The 21,704-nt window shown below is 59.7% G+C and carries 24 protein-coding genes and 2 pseudogenes; 14 read left to right on the top strand and 12 right to left on the bottom strand.

What is annotated here, in order from left to right:
* Positions 1-5 precede the first annotated feature (5 nt).
* The 5 genes from U5K31_09390 to U5K31_09370 all read right to left on the bottom strand — a co-directional run bounded on the left by U5K31_09390 (position 6) and on the right by U5K31_09370 (position 6,420).
* On the bottom strand, positions 6-2,879 hold the full coding sequence (locus tag U5K31_09390) for an efflux RND transporter permease subunit (GenBank protein MDZ7772937.1): 2,874 nt from the start codon (positions 2,877-2,879) through the stop codon (positions 6-8).
* A gap of 221 nt (positions 2,880-3,100) precedes the next feature.
* The gene (locus tag U5K31_09385) at positions 3,101-3,265 is read right to left on the bottom strand and encodes a hypothetical protein (protein ID MDZ7772936.1); all 165 of its coding nucleotides are present in this window, start codon (positions 3,263-3,265) and stop codon (positions 3,101-3,103) included.
* A complete protein-coding gene (locus tag U5K31_09380; GenBank protein ID MDZ7772935.1) occupies positions 3,223-4,185 on the bottom strand; it encodes an efflux RND transporter periplasmic adaptor subunit in 963 nt (320 codons plus the stop codon). The genes U5K31_09385 and U5K31_09380 overlap by 43 nt, the downstream gene beginning before the upstream one ends.
* Before the next feature lie 22 nt (positions 4,186-4,207).
* Positions 4,208-5,695, bottom strand: a complete 1,488-nt coding sequence (locus U5K31_09375) for a TolC family protein (protein ID MDZ7772934.1) — start codon at positions 5,693-5,695, stop codon at positions 4,208-4,210.
* 62 nt (positions 5,696-5,757) lie between these two features.
* Positions 5,758-6,420, bottom strand: a complete 663-nt coding sequence (locus U5K31_09370) for a TetR/AcrR family transcriptional regulator (GenBank protein ID MDZ7772933.1) — start codon at positions 6,418-6,420, stop codon at positions 5,758-5,760.
* 162 nt (positions 6,421-6,582) lie between these two features.
* On the opposite strand from U5K31_09370, the gene U5K31_09365 reads away from it, so the two are divergent.
* Complete coding sequence (locus U5K31_09365; protein MDZ7772932.1) at positions 6,583-7,476, top strand: EamA family transporter; 894 nt, start codon at positions 6,583-6,585, stop codon at positions 7,474-7,476.
* On the opposite strand, the gene U5K31_09360 is transcribed toward U5K31_09365, so the two are convergent.
* The gene (locus U5K31_09360; GenBank protein MDZ7772931.1) at positions 7,473-8,432 is read right to left on the bottom strand and encodes an aspartate carbamoyltransferase catalytic subunit; all 960 of its coding nucleotides are present in this window, start codon (positions 8,430-8,432) and stop codon (positions 7,473-7,475) included. The genes U5K31_09365 and U5K31_09360 overlap by 4 nt on opposite strands.
* Before the next feature lie 63 nt (positions 8,433-8,495).
* Complete coding sequence (gene pyrR, locus U5K31_09355) at positions 8,496-8,978, bottom strand: bifunctional pyr operon transcriptional regulator/uracil phosphoribosyltransferase PyrR (protein MDZ7772930.1); 483 nt, start codon at positions 8,976-8,978, stop codon at positions 8,496-8,498.
* 421 nt (positions 8,979-9,399) lie between these two features.
* On the opposite strand from pyrR, the gene U5K31_09350 reads away from it, so the two are divergent.
* Positions 9,400-9,564: a hypothetical protein gene (locus U5K31_09350; GenBank protein MDZ7772929.1), complete on the top strand. Its 165-nt coding sequence runs from the start codon at positions 9,400-9,402 to the stop codon at positions 9,562-9,564.
* Between the two features lie 6 nt (positions 9,565-9,570).
* Here the strand turns inward: U5K31_09350 and U5K31_09345 are convergent, their stop codons facing one another.
* Complete coding sequence (locus tag U5K31_09345; protein ID MDZ7772928.1) at positions 9,571-10,233, bottom strand: HAMP domain-containing sensor histidine kinase; 663 nt, start codon at positions 10,231-10,233, stop codon at positions 9,571-9,573.
* Entirely contained in the window at positions 10,230-10,550 is a 321-nt protein-coding gene (locus tag U5K31_09340; GenBank protein MDZ7772927.1) for a GAF domain-containing protein, read from the bottom strand. The genes U5K31_09345 and U5K31_09340 overlap by 4 nt, the downstream gene beginning before the upstream one ends.
* A 685-nt stretch (positions 10,551-11,235) precedes the next feature.
* Between U5K31_09340 and U5K31_09335 the strand changes: the two genes are divergently transcribed.
* The 8 genes from U5K31_09335 (at position 11,236) to fliD (ending at position 17,911) form a co-directional block, all read left to right on the top strand.
* Complete coding sequence (locus tag U5K31_09335) at positions 11,236-12,105, top strand: flagellin (protein ID MDZ7772926.1); 870 nt, start codon at positions 11,236-11,238, stop codon at positions 12,103-12,105.
* A gap of 35 nt (positions 12,106-12,140) precedes the next feature.
* Positions 12,141-13,010, top strand: a complete 870-nt coding sequence (locus U5K31_09330) for a flagellin (GenBank protein MDZ7772925.1) — start codon at positions 12,141-12,143, stop codon at positions 13,008-13,010.
* 29 nt (positions 13,011-13,039) lie between these two features.
* Positions 13,040-14,005 (top strand): flagellin, encoded by a 966-nt coding sequence (locus U5K31_09325; protein MDZ7772924.1) that lies wholly within the window; start codon positions 13,040-13,042, stop codon positions 14,003-14,005.
* A 24-nt stretch (positions 14,006-14,029) separates the two neighbouring features.
* Positions 14,030-14,599 carry a flagellin gene (locus tag U5K31_09320; GenBank protein ID MDZ7772923.1) on the top strand — a complete coding sequence of 190 codons (570 nt, stop codon included), beginning with the start codon at positions 14,030-14,032 and terminating at the stop codon, positions 14,597-14,599.
* Positions 14,600-14,653: 54 nt separating this feature from the next.
* Positions 14,654-14,953: a flagellin gene (locus U5K31_09315; protein MDZ7772922.1), complete on the top strand. Its 300-nt coding sequence runs from the start codon at positions 14,654-14,656 to the stop codon at positions 14,951-14,953.
* Between the two features lie 364 nt (positions 14,954-15,317).
* Positions 15,318-16,142: a flagellin gene (locus tag U5K31_09310; GenBank protein MDZ7772921.1), complete on the top strand. Its 825-nt coding sequence runs from the start codon at positions 15,318-15,320 to the stop codon at positions 16,140-16,142.
* A gap of 45 nt (positions 16,143-16,187) precedes the next feature.
* Positions 16,188-16,529 carry a flagellar export chaperone FliS gene (locus U5K31_09305; GenBank protein ID MDZ7772920.1) on the top strand — a complete coding sequence of 114 codons (342 nt, stop codon included), beginning with the start codon at positions 16,188-16,190 and terminating at the stop codon, positions 16,527-16,529.
* Positions 16,526-17,911: a flagellar filament capping protein FliD gene (gene fliD / locus U5K31_09300; GenBank protein MDZ7772919.1), complete on the top strand. Its 1,386-nt coding sequence runs from the start codon at positions 16,526-16,528 to the stop codon at positions 17,909-17,911. Before U5K31_09305 ends, fliD begins: the two co-directional genes overlap by 4 nt.
* 5 nt (positions 17,912-17,916) lie before the next feature.
* Here fliD and U5K31_09295 read toward each other — a convergent pair whose 3' ends face one another.
* Positions 17,917-18,333, bottom strand: coding sequence for a hypothetical protein (locus U5K31_09295; GenBank protein ID MDZ7772918.1), 417 nt, complete (start codon positions 18,331-18,333; stop codon positions 17,917-17,919).
* A gap of 8 nt (positions 18,334-18,341) precedes the next feature.
* On the opposite strand from U5K31_09295, the gene U5K31_09290 reads away from it, so the two are divergent.
* From U5K31_09290 to U5K31_09275, 4 genes and pseudogenes are all read left to right on the top strand, one after another.
* Positions 18,342-18,809, top strand: a complete 468-nt coding sequence (locus tag U5K31_09290) for a hypothetical protein (protein ID MDZ7772917.1) — start codon at positions 18,342-18,344, stop codon at positions 18,807-18,809.
* Between the two features lie 312 nt (positions 18,810-19,121).
* A pseudogene (locus U5K31_09285) lies at positions 19,122-19,433 on the top strand (response regulator).
* Between the two features lie 129 nt (positions 19,434-19,562).
* Positions 19,563-19,925 (top strand): annotated as a pseudogene (locus U5K31_09280) (sigma-54 factor interaction domain-containing protein).
* A 262-nt stretch (positions 19,926-20,187) separates the two neighbouring features.
* Positions 20,188-20,412 (top strand): helix-turn-helix domain-containing protein, encoded by a 225-nt coding sequence (locus tag U5K31_09275; GenBank protein ID MDZ7772916.1) that lies wholly within the window; start codon positions 20,188-20,190, stop codon positions 20,410-20,412.
* Positions 20,413-20,512: 100 nt separating this feature from the next.
* Here the strand turns inward: U5K31_09275 and U5K31_09270 are convergent, their stop codons facing one another.
* A complete protein-coding gene (locus U5K31_09270) occupies positions 20,513-21,268 on the bottom strand; it encodes a hypothetical protein (GenBank protein MDZ7772915.1) in 756 nt (251 codons plus the stop codon).
* A 50-nt stretch (positions 21,269-21,318) separates the two neighbouring features.
* Positions 21,319-21,558, bottom strand: coding sequence for a hypothetical protein (locus U5K31_09265; protein MDZ7772914.1), 240 nt, complete (start codon positions 21,556-21,558; stop codon positions 21,319-21,321).
* Positions 21,559-21,704: the final 146 nt, after the last annotated feature.

Genomic DNA, 21,704 nt, shown 5'->3' with positions numbered 1-21,704 from the left:
GAATGTCAATGTAGTCGATCATCACGATGGCGTTGTTCACCACCACCCCGGCCAGGGAGATCACCCCGATGCCGGTCATGATGATCACAAAAGGCATCTGGAAGAAGGCCAGCCCGAAAAAGACCCCGGCGGTGGACATCAGCACGGAGGTCATGACGATAAAGGGTTTGCTGGACGGAGTTGAACTGCGAGATGAGAATGAAGGCAATCAGGAAGAGGGCGATCACAAACGCCCCGGAGAGGAACTCCATGGCTTCCTGCTGGTCTTCCTGCTGGCCGGTCCAGCTTGTGCGGTAGCCGTCCGGAATCTCGCTGTCCAGGTAGTCGCCCACCACACCCTGCACCTCGCCCAGCACGGCGTTGGCGTTGTAACCGGAACGGACCTGGGCGGATACGGTGATCACCCGCTCCTGATCCACATGATTGATGCCTCCCAGTCCTTCGGTGATCTCCCACGTGGCTACGCTGGAAAGGGGAATCTGGCGGCCCTCCTCCACCAGGGTAAGATCCTGCAGGGTGCTCAGGTCACGCCGGTACTGTTCGGCCAGCCGCACGGTGATGTCGTATTCGTCCTTGCCGTCGCGGTACTGGGAGGCCTCCACCCCGTTGACGGCCTGGCGCACGGTATTGCCGATGATCTGCGTGGAAAGTCCGTACATGGCCGCCTTTTCCCGGTCCACGTTCACGCGCACTTCGGGACGCGCCTCCGGCATATCGGTCTCCAGGCCGTCCAGTTTGCTGTAGACCGGGTCGTTTTCGATGATGCTCAGGATTTCCCCGGATATGCGCTCCAGCACCGCGATGTCGCTTCCGGAGATCTCCAGGTTGATGGGCGGTCCCGACGGGGGACCTCCCTGTTCCTCCTCCACCGTTACGTTGGCTCCCGCGATGCCGCGGCTGAAGTTGCTGCGGACATATTCCATGGTCTGGAAGCTGGTACCCTCCCGCTGCTGGTAGTCCACGAAATTGAGCACGATGGTGCCCAGGTGGGAGGAGTTGCCCCCATCCCCCATGGGATTGGCGGAAATGGCCGATCCAGAGGTGCTCAGGAACGTCTCGATATCATCGCCGTTGGGGATTTCGGGGATCTTGTTCTCCAGCCGGTCCACCACCGACTTGGTGAACTCAACGTTGGTGCCCACAGGCGCTTCCACCTGCACGTAGACCCGCGCCGGGGGGATGTCTTCCGGGAAATACTCTACGCCGGGGTTGAACATGCCAAAAACCACGAAGCTGGACAGCAACACCAGCACGGAGATGCCCACGATGCTCTTGCCGTGGTCCAGCGACCAGCGCAACGCGCGTTCGTAGTGTGCCAGCACCCGGGGGAGTCCCTTCCGCTGCCACCAGATGCCGATGGGGTTCAGTACATAGCGGTAGGACAGCCAGAGCAGTCCGGCAGCCACGATGAGCATGCTCCAGGTGAGAAAGCTGCTGAGCAGCATGCCGGCCAGGAAGAGGCCCGCAACGGCGGCGATGAAGATGCGCCCCCTGCGTGTCATGGAAAGCTTGCTTCCGTCCTCGGTGTAGTCCACCGTCATGAAAAGTGCGCAAAGCACCGGGTTGATTACCAGCGCCACGAAGAGGGAGCTGCTGAGCGTGACGATGAGGGTTAGCGGCAGGAAACCCATGAACTCCCCGACCACGCCCGGCCAGAACAGCAGCGGGGTGAAGGCGGCGAGGGTGGTCAGCGTGCCGGTGATAATGGGCACGGCCACTTCGGCGGTGCCCTTTTTGGCGGCTTCGAAGTTATCAAAGCCCTCCTCCAGGTAGCGGTATATGTTCTCCACCACGACAATGGCGTTGTCCACGAGCATGCCCAGGGCCAGGATGAGCGAAAAAAGCACAATCATATTCATGGTCTGCCCCAGGACGCTCAGCACGATAAAAGAGAGAAACATCGAGAGGGGAATGGCCACCCCTACGAAGGAGGCGTTGCGAATGCCCAGGAAGAAGAGCAGGATGCCGATCACCAGCAGCAGCCCACTGATGATGTTGTTCTCCAGGCTGCTCACCATGGAGTTGATGTCCTTGCTCTGGTCGGAGGTGATCTCAAAGTTGGTCGTGGGCGGCAGGGACGGCAGGGCCTCGTCCAGGATCTGCTTGACCGCGCGGGAGGTCTCCAGGATGTTCTCCCCGCTGCGCTTGACCACCGAGAGTGTGATGACGGGGTCGTTCTCCAGCTCGGCGCAGGTGGCGCGTTCCTTGAAGCCGAACTCCACCTCGGCCAGGTCGCGCACGTAGATGGGTTTGTCGTCCGGGGCGTCCACTACGATATCCTCTATGGGCTGCACCGTGTCGTATTCGCCCGGCACCCGCAACAGGAATTTCTTGTTGCCCACATCGATGGAGCCGCCGGGCACGGTCACATTTTCGGCCTGGATGGCGGCAATCACATCGCCGAAGGTGAGCCCGTAGTACTTCAGGCGGGGCAGGTTTACATCCACCTTCACCTCTCGCTCGAGTCCACCGGCCAGGTTCACCTCCAGAACGGAGGGAATGGCCTCGATGCGGTCCTGCAGGTCTTCGGCAATCTCCTTGAGTCGCACCAGGTCGTATTGCCCGGATACGTTGACCTGCATGATGGGAAATTCCGAGAGGTTGATCTCCTGGATTATGGGATCTTCGGCCTCCGAAGGCAGCTCCGGCTTGGCCAGATCCACCTTCTCACGCACCTTCTGCAGGGCCTCGTCGATGTCGAGGTCCGACTCGAATTCCAGGGTGATGTTGGAATAGCCCTCGAGGGTGGATGAGGTCATCTCCTTGATATCGGAAATGCCGGCCAGCTCGTCCTCGAGGGGACGCGTGACGAGGCTCTCCATGTCCTCCGGCGACACGCCCGGGTAGGTGGTGATCACCAGGATATTGGGTACGGTGATGTCCGGGAAGACTCCTTCGGAAGATTGACGTAGGAGTTGATGCCAAAAACCGCTACCAGCAGGATAATGACCAGCACGCTGATGCGGTTATCGATAGAAAAGGAGGTGAGTCCGAACTCTTCTGGGCGGCGGCTCCCTTACCCTGCACTCCGTCGCGGGGTCCCCCGTTGGTATGGTCTGTGGATTGGCTCATGGGACAATGGGTTGTGATATGCTACATCCTAATTCTGGCTGGCCATCGAGGTTTCGGCCTGCTCGACCACGCTCACGCGCATGCCCTCCTGCAGGAAGGAGGACCCCACAGTGATCAGCTCATCGCCCGGTTCGACGCCGCTTTCAAGAATTACGCGGTTCTCGAATGATTCACCCAGGCGTACGGGGCGCATGCGCGCGACCGTCTCGCCCTGATCGTCGGTACCCAGGGTGTAGACCACGTAGCTCCCCGCTGCTCGTACACAAACTCCTCGCCCACCGACAGTACACTGTCGCGCCGCAAGGTCCGCAATTTCAGGTTGGCCACCATGTCCACCTTGTGGGCGGGGCTCCCGGCCGGCAGGTTAACCTCGATGCGGAACGTGCGCGCATCGGGATCGATACTCTGGCCTACAAATGCGATGGGGAGATCGAGGGTGTCGGAACTCTGGTAGTCGAACCAGACCTGCACGCGATCGCCCTGCTGCACCACGTCGGCGAAGCGGGAGGGCACGCCGGCGATCACCTTCAGCCGATCGAACCCTATGAGCCTCACCAGCGGTGTGCCGGGGCTGGCCATTTCTCCCCGCTCCAGGAAAATATTCTCCACGCTGGCGTCAAAGGGGGCGCTGACATCCGTTTTCTCCAGGCTCACCTCCACCGACTCCAGGGCCGCCTGGTTCTGCTCGTAGGTGTACATGGCGTTCAGGTACTCCATTTCCGATCCCACGCTGTCCTGGCGGAACAGTCGCTGCAGGCGCTGGAAATTTTCGCGGGACCGGGCGGTGACCGCCTCCAGGCGCTGTTTCTCGCGCAGCAGCTGGCTGTCATCGATCTTGGCGATGCGGTCGCCGCGGGCCACCCGGTCGCCGCGGTCCACGTAGACCTCCTCGATGCGCCCGCCCACCTCGGCCGACACCTGCACGTCGTTGCGCGAGGCCACGGTGCCCACCAGGCGAAGGTAGCGCTCAAAGGGAGCGGCCTCCAGGATCCGCGTTTCCACGTTCACGGTTTTGACGCCCACCTCCTGCGTCGTTTCCCCGGACTGGGTGCAGCCCGCCAGGATTACGGCGAACAGGGTCAGGGCGGTGACAAAATACGTTGCGTGCTTCATGGTATGGGAGTATGGTAGAATGTTATTCACGTTCGGGGGCCTCGCTGTCCACGTACGGAACCATGCCGAGGGCAAGATCGTAGCGCGCCTTGGCGGTCAGATAACGATAGACCATGGAGGCGTAATTGACCTCGGCCTGGCGCAGCTGAAACTCCGCCTCTATGACGTCAAGCTGGGATCCCAGCCCGTTTTCCAGGCGAGCTGTCGCGCGCTGGTATCCTTCCCTGGCCTGGTCCAGGGCCTTGCGGCGGGCAGGCGCCGTCTCTATAGCCTGGTCAAGGGACTCACGGGCCGATTGAATTTCGCTGGTGGCCTGACGAATGACCTGCTCACGCTGAATCTCCAGGTCCCTCTTTTCTATGCGTGCCATGTTGAGGCTGGCCATACGTCCGAAGCCCTCGAAAATGGGCACGCTCAGGCTGAGCATCAGGCTCTGGGTGCGCACGCGGTTCCGGTCTTTGCCGAAGAAGGTGGGCGAACCCGGCTCCTCGGCCCGCCAGCCCAGGTTGTATCGGGCGGTCAGCGAGGGAAGGAATCGGCTTTTGATGGCCCGGATCTCCTTGCCTTTCAGGTCGTTCTGCGTTTCCAGCACGCGAATGTCGCCACGCATGTCGGTCACCGCTTCACGTTCCATGCCCCCGCCCTGGTAGCGATAGGGAGTGATGGTATCGACTTCCTTGAGGTGGCGGTTCTCGGCGGTCCCCGCCTGGTCCGACCGGATGGTGTAGGAACCCAGGTCGCCCGTGACCGAAAGCGAAAGATCCAGGGGAACGCCCAATACCATCTTGAGTCTGCGGTAGGCCTGGCGGACCTCGTACCGGGCCTGTGTGAGCTGCGGCTCCTGATTGCCAAGCTGGACCTCCACCTGGAGGACCTGGTAGGAGTCCACCAGTCCGGCTTCACGGCGCGCACGGTTCTCGCGCAGATTCTCGCGCAGCCGGCTCACCGTTTCGTGCTGCAGGCGGAGCCGCTCCTCAGCTATCAGTACATCATAGTAGGCGAGCCGGGTATCGGTGACGATCTGCTGGGTTGTGGCCCGCACCCCTTCGGCCTGTGCTTCCTTGTAGAGCTGCGAGGTGCCGATTCCCACAAAGGCTTCGCCCCTGAAAAGCGTCTGTTCGACGCTGAGGCCGGCGTTCCAGTTGTTATCCTCCCCGGCTTGGATGGCGCGCAGCGGCGAATTGGGATCGGATGGGTCCTGGGGAAAGAAAAAGACCGGAAGTTCGATGTTCCGCGAATAGGAGGCCGAGCCCGAAATGTCGGGAAGTACCTCGCTCCAGGCCATCCGCACCTGCTCGTCTGCATCCTCAAGGGACAGCAGGGAGCGTTTGATCTGGTGGTTGTTGGCCAGGGCCACCTGGATGGCCTGTGAAAGGGTGAGTGTGGAATCGGGGGAGGCGTGCGTCTGCGCCCGGGCGGTACTGCCGGTGGCACTCCATCCCGTCATGCCCAGCAGCAGGGCCGCCGCAACAAGCGCTTTGCGGGCCTTCGTGATCTTTGGCTGTTTCATCTTGCTTTTTCCCGTGTTCAAATATCGTGTGATTACGCGGTTGCACCATTAATGACCACCGGTCACCTCCCGGTACCGGCCGCGATGGCCCGCCCGATCAGGTTCAGGTAATTCTCGTATATGGAATCGACGTTCAGGTCCATCTCATCCATCATCTTGAAATGGTGGCCCTGCTCTTTCATGTGCGAAATCTGTACCAGTCCCTTGGTGCTTCCCCAGATAATGACAGCCAGTTCCCGGGGCTCCACCGCATCGTCGATGGTGCCGTCCTGCATGCCGATCTGCAGGGCGCGGATGATAAAGGTCATCGCCTCGCGTACGTTCTTTTCGCAGGTGGCCACCATCTCACTCTCCTGGAGCTCCTCCAGGTTCATGCTCGACTCATAATGCATGAAAGCAGTGAAATAATGGGGGTTTTCACGAACGAAGCGAAGGTATACCTCGCCCAGTTCCCGTACCATTTCCAGGCCGGACCGTTCGGCGGCAAACACCTTGGCCAACCGCCCGTTGAGCAGGTTGGAACCGCGTTCGCAGATGCCCAGGTAGAGCTCCTTTTTGTTCCGGAAGTAGAGGTAGAGGGTACCCTTGCTCAGTTCGGCCTCCTCGGCGATCTCTTCCATGGTCGACTGGTCAAGCCCCTGGGAAAAGATAACACGCTCGGCCGCGTCCAGGATCTGGTCGCGGCGGCGTTCCTTCTCACGCATTTTGCGTTCTTCGGTTCCCATGGGTGGCCTGGTATTCCCTAAAAGTGACTGTCAGTCATAAAGTGACCGAAATTAAGATATTGCCGTACGAAGGTCAACAACCCTTTGTTTCAATCTTTTGTTCCCGTCCTTTGTTGCCGTACTTTTGAGGCCGCAACAAACACGTACCGATCCACGCCCTTTGTGAGCAAACGCACCCTGGTCGAATCCGCACTGCTGATGGTGGCCTTCATCTGGGCCCTCAACTTCTCGGTCATCAAGGCAAGCCTGGAGTGGATGGAGCCCTTCCCTTTCAACGGTCTGCGCTTCCTCTTTGCCACGACTGTCGTCTGGGGCGCCCTCTGGTGGAAAGGACAGAAACTGCGGGTGCCCCGCAAGGATTGGCTGCCGCTGCTGGGCATGGGACTGATGGGCAACCTGCTCTACCAGGGCCTCTTTATCGTAGGCATCGATTTCACCCTTTCGGCGAACGCGGCGGTCATGCTTGGCACCATCCCTGTCTGGGTGGCCCTCTTCTCACACCTTGCGGGCACCGAACGCATGAACCTGGTCAAGGGCATGGGCGTGCTTTTCGCCTTCGGGGGCATCGTCTTCATCCTGTCGGGCGGGGAGAACGAACTCAGCCTGGGGTCGGATACCTTCACCGGCGACCTGATCATCATCCTGGCGGCCATGGTCTGGGGCGCCTTTACCATGATGTCCAAGCCCTTCCTGGAACGCTATACGCCCATTCAGTTTTCGGTGATCGTCACCTCGGTGGGATGCGTGGCCTTGATGGTCGCCGGTCTTCCCGGCATCCTGCGTATCGAATGGGCCGCTGTGCCCGCAGCGGCCTGGGGCGGGGTGGTCTACAGCGGACTCCTCTCCATCGGCGCGGCCTACGTGGTGTGGAACTACGGCATACAGACCGTGGGCGCGGTGCATACCTCCACCTACCAGAACCTTGTGCCGGTTATGGGACTGCTTTTCGGGGTGCTTCTTCTGGGCGAGCGGCTGACCACGTTTCAGTACGCCGGCTCGGCCCTGGTCATCTGCGGCATCGTACTGGCCCGCTGGAAAAAGTCCCGGAAACGCTAGATGCGCGTGCCCCCGCTGAGCAGGTAGAGCACGGCCATGCGCACGGCCACCCCGTTGGTAACCTGGCTGAGAATGATGGAGCGGTCGCTGTCGGCCACCTCACTCTCCAGCTCCACCCCGCGGTTGACCGGGCCCGGGTGCATGACCGTAAAATCGGGGTAGCGCTCCAGGTGCGTGCGCTTGATGCCGAAAAGCTCGTGATATTCGCGTATGCTGGGGAAAAGCCCGGTCTGACCTTCCTGCCGCTCCAGCTGGATGCGTAGTGCCATGGCGATGTCGCAGCGCGAGAGGGTGTCCTCCAGGTTGTGGGAGACGTTCACGCCCAGATCCTCCACGTATACCGGCATGAAGGTCGGGGGACCACATACGGTGACCTCGGCTCCCAGTTTGCGCAGGCCGATGATGTTGGAGCGAACCACCCGGCTGTGGGCAATGTCTCCGATGATGGCGACATGCCGGTTTTCGAGATCGGCACGCACCTGGCGCATGGTGAACATGTCGAGCAGCGCCTGCGTGGGATGCTCGTGAGCCCCGTCGCCGGCGTTGATGATGGTGGCGTCGACCACCCTCGTGAGGAAATGAGGCACACCCGGGCTCTGGTGCCGCACCACCACCATGTCAATTTTCATGGAGGAGATATTGCGTATGGTGTCCTTGAGCGACTCCCCCTTCTTCACGCTGGATCCCCCCGTGGAAAAGTTCACCACGTCGGCTCCCATTCTCTTCTGGGCCAGCTCGAAGGAGAGGCGCGTGCGCGTGCTGTTCTCGTAGAAGAGATTTACGATGGTCTTGTCGCGCAGGGTGGGCACCTTGGGCACCGGCCGATCCAGGATCTCGCGAAAATACTTCGCCTGGTCGAGCACATACAGAATGTCCTCCCGGCTGTAATCGGCCAGCCCCAGCAGGTGGGGCTGCTCGAAAAGATAGTCCTGCGCAGGCGAGGAATTTTCAGCCATGGGACTCCTCCTGTGCGTTTTCAACAACATAGACGGCATCCTCCCCGTCCAGTTCACGGACCCTCACACGCACCTCCTCGTTGGTGTGGGTGGGAACGCGGATTCCCACGTAGTCGGCCGAGATGGGAAGCTGGCGGTGCCCCTGTCCACCATGCAACAGAAACGAATGCTGTTGGGACGCCCGTAATCCATGACGGCATCCATGGCCGAACGCACCGTTCGACCCGTAAAGAGCACATCGTCCACCAGCACGATGTCGCGGTCGTAGAGGTCGAAGGGGATCTCGGTGACCTTCACGCCGGGCATCTTGAGCTTGCTCCGAAAATCGTCCCGGTAGAAGGTCACGTCGAGTATTCCGAAGTCGGGACGCACTCCGAAGGACTCCTGCAGGTGGGACAGCACGCGTTTGGCAATGGGCACACCCCGGGTCTGCATGCCGATGATGGCCAGCCTGGAGGGGTCGTCGTGCGGTTCAAGGAACTGGTGGGCGAATCGCAGGTAGGTGCGATTCAGCTCCTCGGCCGACATAATTTTGGCTTTTTTCACCGACAGTACCTCGGGACCTTTTTGAAAAGTGAATGTAGGGAATCCTACCCATGAACTCAACGCGCAAGGCGCACTTAAGCTTTTCGCGGAAGGGTTCGATAAGTTAAACGTACCCCAACATGATATGCGATCATGAGCCTGACCGGAAGTTCAAATATGACCAGACCCTCACTGTCCGGCAAACGGGCCGCTCCCGGCACCGCGCCGGCCTCAGCTGTGGGAGACCATGCGACAAACCCGGTCTCCGATCGCACGGAGTATGGTAACAACGGCAATCCCTCCCCGGAGGAGGGCAGCGAAAGGACCGCGATGAGGAGGAATCCCCCAAAGAACAAGCCCCGCTCTTCATCGTTGCGGATCACGACGTTGACGAAGAGATGGCACACCTGTTTCGCGGGATGGGGAACGCGAAATCCGCTTCATGGTTCGTCGTTTCCGCCGGCACCGGGGAGTTACCACCCTGCTTCCCGTGGGACGAAACAGTACCTCCGGGGCTCGCGAAAACAGCTCGTTTATGAAACGATACCGCGAGGGAAAGCATATGGCGGCCGTTTCCAAGGGCGACACCTTCCAAAACCGCATGTAAATCTTATCAGGCAGACACGGACTGCTGGAAACCCTCGGCCAGGGGCAGTGAAACCATAAAGGTGCTGCCCTGGCCTTCCACACTGTCCACGCTGATCTTGCCATGCATCTGGCGGGTGAAGTAGGAAGAGATGAACAGGCCCAGGCCGCTGGAGGTGAGCCCGTCCTTTCCGCTGGAGTTCAGTTTTACGAAGGGCTCGAAAATCGCTTCCTTGTCGTCTTCGGATATGCCGATGCCGTTGTCATCCACCACCACGCGGGCCATGTCACCCCCATTTTCCACGGACACCGCAACCCGTCCCCCCACCCCGGTGTACTTTATGCCGTTGGATATGAGGTTGTATACCACCCGCTTGAGCTTCACGAAATCCACCTCCGCATAAACCGGGTATTCCGGCGCATCGTAAACCAGGCGGCGGTCCTCCTTCTGGGCAATGGGCCGAAGCAGGTCGCAGGTCTCCTCAATCAGCCAGCAGAGATCCACCTTGGTAAAATGGAGGGATACGAGTCCCTTTTCAATCTTGGCGATCTCATTAAGCTGGTTAAGCATGTCGGAGATGTCGTTGATGCCCGACTGGATCATCCGGTGATAATCCAAAATACGGCTCAGGTCGCCATCCTCTTCCAGGGCGTCGTTCATCAGGTCAAGGTAACCTGAAACGGCATTCAGCGGGGAGGAGAGGTCGTGTGTGGTAATGCTGAGCAGGTTGCTGTTATACTGCTCGGTTTTTTCCAGCTCTCTTTCTTCTCCAGCAGACGGTTGGAAAAACGCTCCAGGATGGATTTGTTCTGGACCAGCTCCAGTTCCTGGGCAACAATGATGGCGTAGGCCTGTATCAGTTCGCGCCGGTCCTCGGTGCAGAGGTCGCTGTCCATGTGCAGGCAGATGTAGCCGATGACCTGCCCGTCTATCGAAAGGGGATGAACATAGCGGTCCTCGCCCAGAATGGGATTGCCCGAAAAGAGAACCATCTCGTCGAAGGCCATGAGCTGTTTCGCGCCGGGGGCCTCCCCGCTGGCAACGACGCACTGGTCCTCTTCCGTACTCAGGTAGATGCACCCCCCTCGGCCTCGATGCGCGCTAGTAGCTTCTCCAGCTGCTCTTCCAGGGAATCTTCAGAAAGGTGCACGGAAGACTCGATCTTTCTGGCCTTGCGCATACGGCTCTTGGAGAAACGGGGCTCCCGTTCTGAAGGTGAGTCTTTCCCTCATCCCTCCTTCTGCGGAGAGAAATTGTAACAGCCGCGATGTTTCCATTCCTGCCTTCTGTAGTTACCCAGAACTCACGTACTATTTGTTATCCCTACGTATTTTCCTTGAGTCGGGAATTCACAATATATAGTTAGCTGCTTCTAATGTTTGTAATATTTTGTAAATATAGCGGGGTATTTTGCTCTTGAATAGCGAGAAAGCACTATGCCTGTTCGCGCGACCCCACCCGTAATTACGTGTAAACGTCTACGTAAATATACTTTCTACTTTCTAGAGTCCGCGCGTCGCGCCGGGTTCCGCCGCCGGCCGGACTCCCTCCTTCCCTTTCTGCATGTACGCCGGTGCCGTGAGAGGGACGCCCGTCATTAAAAAAAATTTAAGGTGGGTGATCGGCACCACGATAAGTGTACCAAGAGCGTGAACGCCATGCACATTCAAGCACAATCAAAACCACCCTCTTATGTCTTTCGGAGATATCAACAGAGTGAACACCAACCTGCAGGCCCTGTCCTCGCAGTACTCGCTCAACAAAATCAACAGCCGGCTGGCCGACAACCAGCTCAAGCTGTCCACCGGCCTGAGGATTAACAAGGCCGAGGACGACGCCGCCGGCTTCAGTATCGCATCCAAGCTCTCGGGCCGCATCGCCGGCCTCGAGCAGGCCTCACGTAACGTGGGGGACGCCAAGTCCATGCTGGACATCGCGGAATCGGGACTCGACTCCGTGATGGACATCCTGGTGGAGATGAAATCCAAGGCCACCCAGGGCGCCAACGACTCCCTCGGCTCCACCGAGCGGGGCTACATCAAAACCCAGATCGAGGCGCTCAGCGAGGAGATCAACAAGATCGCCGACCAGACCACCTTCCAGGGCACGGCCCTGATGGACGGCGCCAGCCTCACCTTCCAGGTGGGCGAAGGCTCCGGCGACACCAAATCTGTGAGCATTAGCGCCTCCAGGGCGGACGACCTCTTCAGTACGGGTGCGGCCATCAGCGCCACCGATACCGACGACGGCATTACACTGACCGATGCCACGCGCAGCACCTTCAACGGCGTGCTGAGCGACATTGACACGGCCATCGACAGCCTTGCCAGCACCGTCAACCAGATTGGAATTGACCAGAACTCCCTGTCCATCCGGCAGGAAAACCTTTCGCAAGCCATCACGTCCAACTCCGCGGCACGCAGCCGTATCCAGGACGCCGACTTCGCGAAGATCCAGAGCGAGTCCGTAAAGCTGCAGATCATGCAGCAGACCGCGACCTCCGCCCTGGCCCAAGCCAACACCAGCCCCCAGGCCGTTCTCGGATTCCTGGGCGGTGGATAACCAACAACTAATCCAAAAGCGCAGAGGTAACCACTATGTCCTTTGGAGATATCAACAGAGTGAACACCAACCTGCAGGCCTTGTCCTCGCAGTATTCACTCAACAAAATTAACAGCCGGCTGGCCGACAACCAGCTCAAGCTGTCCACCGGCCTGAGGATCAACAAGGCCGAGGACGACGCCGCCGGCTTCAGTATTGCATCCAAGCTCTCGGGCCGCATCGCCGGCCTGGAGCAAGCACAGCGCAACGTAGGAGATGCCAAGTCCATGCTGGACATCGCGGAATCGGGCTTCGATTCCCTGATGGACATCATGGTGGAGATGAAGTCCAAGGCCACCCAGGCCGCCAACGACTCCCTCGGCTCCACCGAGCGGGGCTATCTCAAAACGCAGATCGAGGCGCTCAGCCAGGAGATCAACGAAATCGCCGACCAGACCACCTTCCAGGGCACGGCCCTGATGGACGGCGCCAGCCTCACCTTCCAGGTGGGCGAGGGCTCCGGCGACACCAAGTCGGTGAGCATCGCCTCCTCGCGGGCCGACGACTTCTTTTCGACGGCCAGCTCAGCGGTGAGCGCCTCCAGCGACACCACCGGCATCACGCTGACCGATGCCACCAGGAGCACCTTCAACACCTTCCTGGATAACATCGACTCGGCCATCGACACTCTTGCCGGCACCGTCAACCAGCTAGGCATCGACCAGAACTCCCTGTCCATCCGGCAGGAGAATCTGTCGCAGGCGATCACGTCCAACTCCGCGGCCCGAAGCCGTATCCAGGACGCCGACTTCGCCAAGATCCAGAGCGAGTCCGTGAAGCTGCAGATCATGCAGCAGACCGCGACCAGCGCCCTGGCCCAAGCCAACACCAGCCCGCAGGCCGTACTCGGCTTCCTGGGCGGTTAATCCCAACCCTAATCTAAGGAGGACCCATTATGTCTTTCGGAGATATCAACAGAGTGAATACCAACCTGCAGGCTATGTCCTCGCAGTATTCGCTCAACAAAATCAACAGCCGGCTGGCCGACAACCAGCTCAAGCTGTCCACCGGCCTCCGGATTAACCGGGCCGAGGACGACGCCGCCGGCTTCAGTATCGCATCCAAGCTCTCGGGCCGCATCGCCGGCCTGGAGCAGGCCTCACGCAATGTGGGGGACGCCAAGTCCATGCTCGACGTGGCCGAAACCGGCGTCAACTCGATCATGGACATCCTGGTCGAGATGAAGTCGAAGGCCACCCAGGCCGGTACCGACTCCATCGGTGACACCGAGCGCGGCTACATTGCCGACCAGCTCGAAGCCCTGGCCACCGAGATCAACAGCATTGTCGACTCCACCGAGTTTCAGGGCACCAAGATGCTTGAAGGTAACGGAACGGACGCCGACGGCGACGCCGACGGTACCGGAACCCAGTCCTTTACCTTCCAGGTGGGCCAGGGCTCCGGCGACACCAAGCAGGTGGACATCGACGCGCTGGCTGTTAACACCCTGTTTTCGGGGCTCATCGACACCGATCCCTCGGGTGCCAACAACATTGGTGTTTTCGACCACGACACCTCCAACGATACCAGCACGGAAGCGCGCGGTGAGCTGAAGATAGACTCTGACGCTACGGCCTCGGAGTTCCGCAGCTTCATCGGGAACATCGACACGGCCATCGAAACGGTAGCCGGCGTCACCAACCAGATGGGCATCGACCAGAACTCCCTGTCCATCCGGCAGGAGAATCTGTCCCAGGCGATCACGTCCAACTCCGCGGCCCGAAGCCGTATCCAGGACGCCGACTTCGCCAAGATCCAGAGCGAGTCCGCGAAGCTGCAGATCATGCAGCAGACGGCCACCTTCGCCCTGGCCCAAGCCAACACCAGCCCGCAGGCCGTACTCGGCTTCCTGGGCGGTTAATCCGAACCCTAAATCTCTCATATTATGTCTTTTGGAGATATCAACAGGGTGAATACCAACCTGCAGGCCTTGTCCTCGCAGTATTCACTCAATAAAATCAACAGCCGGCTGGCCGACAACCAGCTCAAGCTGTCCACGGGCTCCGGATCAACCGGGCCGAGGACGACGCCGCCGGCTTCAGCATCGCATCCAAGCTCTCGGGCTGCATCGCCGGCCTGGGAGCAGGCACAGCGCAACGTGGGGGACGCCAAGTCCATGCTCGACGTGGCCGAAACCGGCGTCAACTCGATCATGGACATCCTGGTCGAGATGAAGTCGAAGGCCACCCAGGGCGCCAACGGCACCCTCGGAGCCACCGAACGCGGCTACATTAAAGATCAGATCGAATCGCTGGGAGCGGAAATCGACAGCATTGTCGACGCCACCACCTTCCAGGGCACCGACCTGCTCAAAGGTACCACCGATGTCTCGGGCACCTTCGGGACCAACGACAACAACGTAGGTACCCAGGTAGGAGATGGGCCGCCCACGAGGGTATCTCACTCACCTTCCAGGTGGGCGAGGGCTCCGGCGACACCAAGACAGTGGAGCTGATGGACATGTCCGTGGACAACCTCTTCGAGTCGTCCGGCGGCGGAACGCTCTACCCTGGCCGGATCGGCCGCGAGCGATTTCAACAGCTTCCTGGACGAAATCGACGACGCCATCAACCGCGTGGCCACCAACACCAACCAGATGGGTATCGAGCAGAACTCCCTGTCCATCCGGCAGGAGAACCTGTCCCAGGCCATCACGTCCAACTCCGCGGCACGCAGCCGCATTGAGGACGCCGACTTCGCCAAGATTCAAAGTGAATCGGTCAAACTTCAAATCATGCAACAGACGGCTACCTCTGCGCTGGCCCAAGCCAACACGAGTCCCCAAGCGGTACTCGGGTTCCTCGGCTAGGGTTCAGGGCTCTATCCAGGGTACCTGATAAGGGAGCGGGTAATCCCCGCTCCCTTTTTTTATATGGTTGCGACACCAGGCCGCAGGGCTCACATGCCCCAGGCTGTTTAAGCTTTGAGGAGTTCCGACGATAATGGGATTATGCAGCAGAAGCCCTGACGGGCAGTCCGCTTCGGCGCAAGAGGTAATTACGCGACAACTGATCCTCCGGATCCAATACGGGCTCCGGGTGGGGTTGTTTTACCCTTAACCGAACGACGGACACCGTGTCATTTGGAGATTTCAACCGGGTGAACACCAACCTGCAGGCCTCTCGCAGTATTCTCTCAATAAGATCAACGACCGGCTCGCCCGCTACCAGTACATGCTTTCCACAGGCCTGAGGATCAACCGGGCCGAGGACGATGCCGCGGGCTTCAGCATTGCAGCCAAGCTTTCCAGCCGCATCTCGGGCCTGGAGCAGGCACAGCGCAACGTGGGCGACGCCAAATCCATGCTGGACATCGCGGAGTCGGGATTCAACTCCCTTTCAGACATCATGGTGGAGATGAAGTCCCTGGCCACCCAGGGCGCCAACGACACCCTCGGGGCCACCGAACGCGGCTACATCAAAGACCATATCGAGGCACTCAGCCAGGAGATCAACGATATCGCCGACCAGACGTCTTTCCAGGGCACGGCCCTGATGGACGGCGCCAGCTTTACCTTCCAGGTGGGCGAGGGATCTCCAGACACCAAAGCTGTCAGCATCGCCACCTCGCGGGCAGACGATTTCTTCTCTGCGACCAGCGCGGCGGTGAGCGCCGCCAGCGACACCACCGGCATCACGCTGACCGACGCCACCCAGGGCACCTTCAACACCTTTCTGGGCGATGTGGACACGGCCATGGACACCCTGGCTGGCACCGTCAACCAGCTGGGCATCGACCAGAGGTCCCTTTCGATCAGGCAGGAAAACCTGGCGCAGGCCATTGCGGCCAACTCGGCGGCGCGCAGCCGCATCCAGGACGCCGACTTCGCCAGGATCCAGAGCGAGTCCGTGAAGCTGCAGATCATGCAGCAGACGGCCACCTCCGCCCTGGCCCAAGCCAATACCAGTCCCCAGTACGTGCTCGAATTCCTGGGTAGCATCCGCCATGCAAAATCGTCCTGGATTTTTCGCTTAAGTGGGGGTGCGCGAAGACGATAAGTTCTACAGAACCCTGATAGAAACCCTTATAAAACACGCAGAACCATGAAAGATCCCCAGTTGCAATACCAGCGACAGGCCGTAAAGAACGCCTCCCCCGCGGAACTGGTAACGAAATTGTATGATTTCGCCATCCAGGCCTGCTACAAGGAGGACGAGGAGCGGCTATACCAGGTGCTCGCAGCCCTGATCAAGTCGCTGAATTTCGACTACGAGATCTCCGGCAATCTATACGGGCTTTACGAGTACTGCCAACGGATGTCCCGCGAGCGGAAGTTCGAGGAGGTACGCGAGCTCCTGGAACCGATTCGCGAAGCCTGGATTGAAGGCGTCGTGAAGAACAGGGAACAGGCAAATACCCCCAACGGAAACGGATTCCTGGTATGATCAGCACGAGCTCACTTCTTTCCCAGACCAACCCTTATGAGAGCACCATCCGCCAGCTCCTGCAGCTGGAAGGGCAGAAGAAACTGCAGCTCCAGCAGGACAAGTCCGCCATTACCAAGAAGCAGACGGCGCTGTCGGATATCGACTCCAAGCTCTCCTCGCTGAACTCCCTGATGGAGTCCTTCGCCAGCAACGCCGGCGACAAGTTCTCCCCGCTGGCGGGCAGCAGTTCCAACACCGACGCCGTAAGCGTGGTTTCGGTCGCCGGCATCGACAACCCCGGCAGCTACAACATCGATGTCACCCAGCTCGCCAAGCAGGACCTGGTGATCTCCGACGCCTTTGCGGACGGGGGGAGCGACCTGGCGGGCAGCGGAAGCGGCTCCTTCGAGCTTACCATCGGCAGCGGCAGCGCCATGACCATCAACATCGACACCACCGGCCTGACCAACGACCAGGTGCTGCAGGCGGTGGCCGACGAGGTGGAGGCCCAGGCCGGAGACCAGGTGGACGCCTCGGTCTACGCCATTGGGGACGGCACCTCCCGCCTCTCCTTCAAAAGCCTGGAGTCGGGCGAGGAGAGCCGCATTTCCATCGCCAACGCATCGGGTGACCTGTCGGCTATCAACCTGGCCAACGAATATACGGCCGACCAGCTCAACGCCAAGTTCACCGTGGACAACATCGCCTTCGAGCGCTCCTCCAACCTGGTCAACGATGTGGTTGACGGGCTCACCTTCGAGCTGAACCAGGCCAATACCGGCACCGAGAAAATCACCGTAAGCCGAGACACCGAGGCGGCCGTCAAGAACGTCGAGGAGTTTGTATCCAAGTTCAACGAGGTCAACAGCATCATACGCAAAAAGACCTTTCTGAACGGTGAGACCGGCGACCGCGGCGTGCTGCAGGACGAACGTTCCATCCGCAACCTGAGCCTCACCCTCCGACAGGAGGCCCTGCTTCCCGTGGACAGCCTCAGCGGCAATGACATCAGCAGCCTGGGCGACATCGGCATCGACTTCCAGCAGGACGGCACCATGGAGATTGCCGACATGGACAAGCTCAAGGACGCCCTGAAAACCAAACCCTCACAGGTAGGCGATCTGTTTTCTGCCGACACCGACGGCATCGCCACCGTCCTCAACCAGACCATCGAGGCTTACATCACCGGCACCGACAGCATCTTCTCGGGCATCGAGGAGAGCTTCGACCGCAAAATCGACCGTCTCGATGACCGCATAGCCGACGAAGACGACTTCCTCGCCCGCAAGGAGGAACAGCTGCGTGACGAATTCGCACGCCTCAACCAGGCCATTACCAAGGGCCAGTACCAGTACAACCAGGTGCTGAATTTCCAGAGCAAGCTGGGCCTCGGCGGCTAATTCCACTATTGCCCGGTCTTCCGGGAACCAACTTCCACATGCCATGAGCACCCTCTACTCCCACCTCGACTACCATCTACAAGAAAGGGCTGGACCTGCTGCACGAACTCCGCGGCGAGGATCCCGAACTCGACCTGATCGAGCGGCTCTACCGCGAGCGGGCCGAGGAGATCGCCTTCCTGGAGGATTCGTTTAAGTTTCCCCCTGATCTTGACGATAAGGAGACCTACGAGGTTACTGCTCTCTTCGAGCAGCTGGAAACGCTTGAAAAGCATCTGAATAAAAAATTGCATATGTTGCGGCAGAGCCGCATGGATGCTTTGAAAGAGGTGGGGCGCCACGGCAAGGCGAGGGACCGATACCTGGCCAACCGTTCCGCCACGTCCGCTGGCAGGAGCAGGATCATCGATCGTAAATCGCATGGCTAGCTATGGATATCAACAAGGTTAACAAGGGCGGCTATCCCGACAAGGGTATTCGCAAGACCCGGGACAAGCAGCCCGTCTCCAAGAGCGGAACCGATTCCGCCCGGCCTTCCTCCAAGGCCGGCAGCCCTTCCGACACGTTCACCGCCTCCGGCCCCGAATTCAAGGGCGAGGTGGAATTCGCACGTAATGTGCTTTCCAAGTTGGAGGCCGACTCCCTTTCCTCCCTCAAGAAGATCAAACGCAAGATCCAGCAGGGCGAGTACAACCGCGAGGAAGTTCACCAGGAGGTGGGCAACCTTATGCAGAAGGATCTCGACTCCCTGGAAAGCGTGCTCTCCTCCATGCCCGGCATCGACGAGTCCTCAGGCGAGCGCAGCCTAAATCCCGAGTACCGCGAATACCTGGTGAAGAATCCCTCGGTGGTGCGCGACGTGGCCGACAAGATCAGCCGTGAAATCCGCGATCTCTGATCACGCTTACGCCGGTGGTTTTTTTGTAACATTCCCCTCTCCAGCCTCTCTTGTTCTATCACTGCGGCGCTTGCAATATAGGCGTAGAGTCCGTATTAGTGCATACGTACATGGAAGCACGGCGGCCAACCGTGCCGAGCGCTCCAATTCCACAATAGCAATCAACGGCAGGGATGAAGAAGGAGAAAATATTCGTCATTGACGACGACCCGCATATTCTGAACTACATGCAGGAACACCTGGCCCTGAACGACTACCAGGTGGACGCCTACCAGAACCCGGCCCAAGCCATCGAGGAGCTTAAGGAGCGCAAGCCCTGCCCTGATCATCACCGACGTCAAGATGGACGAGATGACCGGGGACGACGTACTCAACCACGTGCTTCGAAACTACCCGGAAACGGGCGTCATACTGATCACCGGCTTCGGCAACATCAGCCACTCCGTGCGCTCCATACGCAAGGGCGCCTTCGACTATATCACCAAGCCTTTCAGCGGCCGGGAGTTCCTCTCACGTGTGAACCAGTATTTCAAAAGCCGAAACGGCAACGCCCACGCCCGCACCCTGCCGCCCGAGGAGGACCAGGTCTCCGGAAGACGGCAAGACGAAGGAGGCATCCGTTGACCAGGCAAAGGAGAAGGAGCCCGGGGCGCAACGGTTCGTGGGCGAGGACCCCGCGATTCAGAAACTGCTGAACATTCTCCCGCAGATCGCTCCTACCAATGCCCCGGTTATGATCCAGGGGAGAGCGGCTCCGGGAAGGAGGTCTACGCCTCCCTCATCCAGCAGCAGAGCAACCGGTCCGACCAGCCCTTTATCAAGATCAACTGCGCCAACCTGCCGAGCGAGCTGGTGGAGAGCACGCTCTTCGGACACGAGAAAGGGGCGTTCACCGGGGCCATCGAGAACCGCGAGGGGGCATTTGCGAAAGCAGACGGAGGGACCCTGCTGCTGGACGAGGTGACCGAGATCGACATCTCCCTGCAGGCGAAGCTGCTGCGCGTACTCCAGGAAAAGGAATTCCAGCGCGTGGGCAGCCAGAAACCGCGCAAGGTGGACGTACGCATCATCTCCACGACAAACCGCGACATCGGCGACATCCATCACCGAAGGTGATTTCCGCAAGGACCTTTATTTCCGGCTGAACGTCTTTCCCATCGAAATGCCCTCCCTGCGTGAACGGCCGGGAGACATTCCCCTGCTGGTAGCGTCATTTCGTTGCAAAGTACTGCCGGGAGAACAACATGGAGGAAAAGGAGGTATCGGATGAGCTGATGGACCGCCTGCAGAAGAAGGACTGGCCGGGTAACGTGCGGGAGCTCGAGAATTACATCCAGCGCGGGGTGATCATGTCACAGGGCTCCGATACCGATCACCAGTGGAACACATTGAAAATCCCCTCTTCAAGAATGTGGACGAATCGCTCACCCAGGAGGTAATCAACGACATCCCCGTGCTGCCCATCGAGGAGATGGAGCTGCAGATGATCAAGAAGGCGCTGGAACGGACCGGCGGCAACCAGAAGGAGGCTGCCAAACTGCTGCAGATCTCCGACCGCACCATACGCAACAAGCTCAAGAAGACGGATTTCCCGGACGACTGACGCACCGGCAACATCCGGCTGAGCCTCATCAGCCTGCCCTTTTCTTGTTCTTGCCCTTCCGTGATGAGCGACTGCGCCTTTTCGATATCCTTGTTTTTGATCAGGGTGCTGATCCAGCCGTGGAGCAGCTCGTTGTCGCCCGGGATTGTGGGCTGACCAGCTCTTCGTAGACCTCGCTGACGAAGTCGTACCACTCGTTGTCCATGAAGAGGGAGAGCGACTCCAGCAGGCGGGCCGACATGTCGTCGTCCAGCTTGTCGGGGATGTATTCCCGGAAGATATCGTTGAAGTAGCGAATGGACTGCTCCCGGTTCTTGAGCTCGATGGAGTAGATGAAGAGCTTTTCGAGAACCGGCTGCTCCACCTTCCCGCCCTTCAGGTTGATAGTGGGTGCTCGTAGTGGTGGAAGGCTCCCTTCGTAATTGCCCTCCCGCAGCTTCTGCTCGCCCATCAGGTAATGCACCTCGCTGGCTCCCAGATAGGTGTCCAGGTTGGCCGACGGTGTCCTCCTCGAGATGTTCCAGGTAGGCCTGCAGGGCCGAGTATGGATTCCTCGCGGTTGCCGGCCAGCAACTGGGCCCGCTGCAGGATGAGATAGGGCGCCCGCTGGGAGGCTGTTCCACTGGATGGACTGGGCTGCCACGCGGATGGCTTCCTGCAGCTTGTGCTGCTCTACCAGGGCGTGGGCCAGGTTGTTCATGGATGCAAGCAGGTCGAACTCAAGCAGCGAGGGACCGTTTTTTGCCTTTTTGAAGTAGTCCTCGGCCCGCGCGTAACGGTAGCTTTCGGCGGCCGCCAGGCCCTTCCAGAAGTTGCACAGGCGGGTGTGGCCGCAATGCTCGGCTTCACGCGTCACCTGCGCTATGGAATAGGCGGCACTGCTGCTTGCGGATTTCGGGCACCTCGTCACGGAGTTTCCAGCCCCTGACAAAAGTAGGCTCGGGTGAGGTCCGGTATGGCGTAGCCCTCGAATATAGGTTCGCCGGTGGCGGGGAAAAGGCGGATCTGGTAATTATGGCGCGATTCGCCCTCCGCCTGCTGAACCAGCTTCACTTTCAGGCAATCCTCTTTGGACAGATCGGCGGGGAGGTCGCCCATGCGGGGCGTCTCGTCGGCAAAGAGCAGCAGGATATGCCCCTCCTGCACCTCGGTGGAGGCCTGGTTCAGGCAGGGAATAAGTCCCTCGTCCTCTTTCCAGCGGGTGATTCCGATTTCGTCGTACTGTTCGGCCCAGGGCAGATCCGTCGCGGTGTCCGCCAGCAGGCGGACGTCCGCCAGCTCGTCGGCGGCCT

The sequence above is a fragment of the Balneolaceae bacterium genome (genome assembly GCA_034521445.1).
Taxonomy (GTDB): Bacteria; Bacteroidota; Rhodothermia; order Balneolales; family Balneolaceae; genus JAXHMM01.
Note: the sequence above shows the minus strand (reverse complement) of the source record. Positions and strands in the feature narration are given on the sequence as shown.

Bases quoted from the DNA above. Each gene is read 5' to 3' on its own strand.
- U5K31_09385 (MDZ7772936.1), bottom strand. From the start codon at position 3,265: ATGCGCCCCGTACGCCTGGGTGAATCATTCGAGAACCGCGTAATTCTT.
- U5K31_09380 (MDZ7772935.1), bottom strand. From the start codon at position 4,185: ATGAAGCACGCAACGTATTTTGTCACCGCCCTGACCCTGTTCGCCGTA.
- U5K31_09375 (MDZ7772934.1), bottom strand. From the start codon at position 5,695: ATGAAACAGCCAAAGATCACGAAGGCCCGCAAAGCGCTTGTTGCGGCG.
- U5K31_09370 (MDZ7772933.1), bottom strand. From the start codon at position 6,420: ATGGGAACCGAAGAACGCAAAATGCGTGAGAAGGAACGCCGCCGCGAC.
- U5K31_09360 (MDZ7772931.1), bottom strand. From the start codon at position 8,432: ATGGCTGAAAATTCCTCGCCTGCGCAGGACTATCTTTTCGAGCAGCCC.
- U5K31_09350 (MDZ7772929.1), top strand. From the start codon at position 9,400: ATGGTTCGTCGTTTCCGCCGGCACCGGGGAGTTACCACCCTGCTTCCC.
- U5K31_09340 (MDZ7772927.1), bottom strand. From the start codon at position 10,550: ATGGCCTTCGACGAGATGGTTCTCTTTTCGGGCAATCCCATTCTGGGC.
- U5K31_09335 (MDZ7772926.1), top strand. From the start codon at position 11,236: ATGTCTTTCGGAGATATCAACAGAGTGAACACCAACCTGCAGGCCCTG.
- U5K31_09330 (MDZ7772925.1), top strand. From the start codon at position 12,141: ATGTCCTTTGGAGATATCAACAGAGTGAACACCAACCTGCAGGCCTTG.
- U5K31_09325 (MDZ7772924.1), top strand. From the start codon at position 13,040: ATGTCTTTCGGAGATATCAACAGAGTGAATACCAACCTGCAGGCTATG.
- U5K31_09320 (MDZ7772923.1), top strand. From the start codon at position 14,030: ATGTCTTTTGGAGATATCAACAGGGTGAATACCAACCTGCAGGCCTTG.
- U5K31_09310 (MDZ7772921.1), top strand. From the start codon at position 15,318: ATGCTTTCCACAGGCCTGAGGATCAACCGGGCCGAGGACGATGCCGCG.
- U5K31_09305 (MDZ7772920.1), top strand. From the start codon at position 16,188: ATGAAAGATCCCCAGTTGCAATACCAGCGACAGGCCGTAAAGAACGCC.
- fliD (MDZ7772919.1), top strand. From the start codon at position 16,526: ATGATCAGCACGAGCTCACTTCTTTCCCAGACCAACCCTTATGAGAGC.
- U5K31_09295 (MDZ7772918.1), bottom strand. From the start codon at position 18,333: ATGCGATTTACGATCGATGATCCTGCTCCTGCCAGCGGACGTGGCGGA.
- U5K31_09290 (MDZ7772917.1), top strand. From the start codon at position 18,342: ATGGATATCAACAAGGTTAACAAGGGCGGCTATCCCGACAAGGGTATT.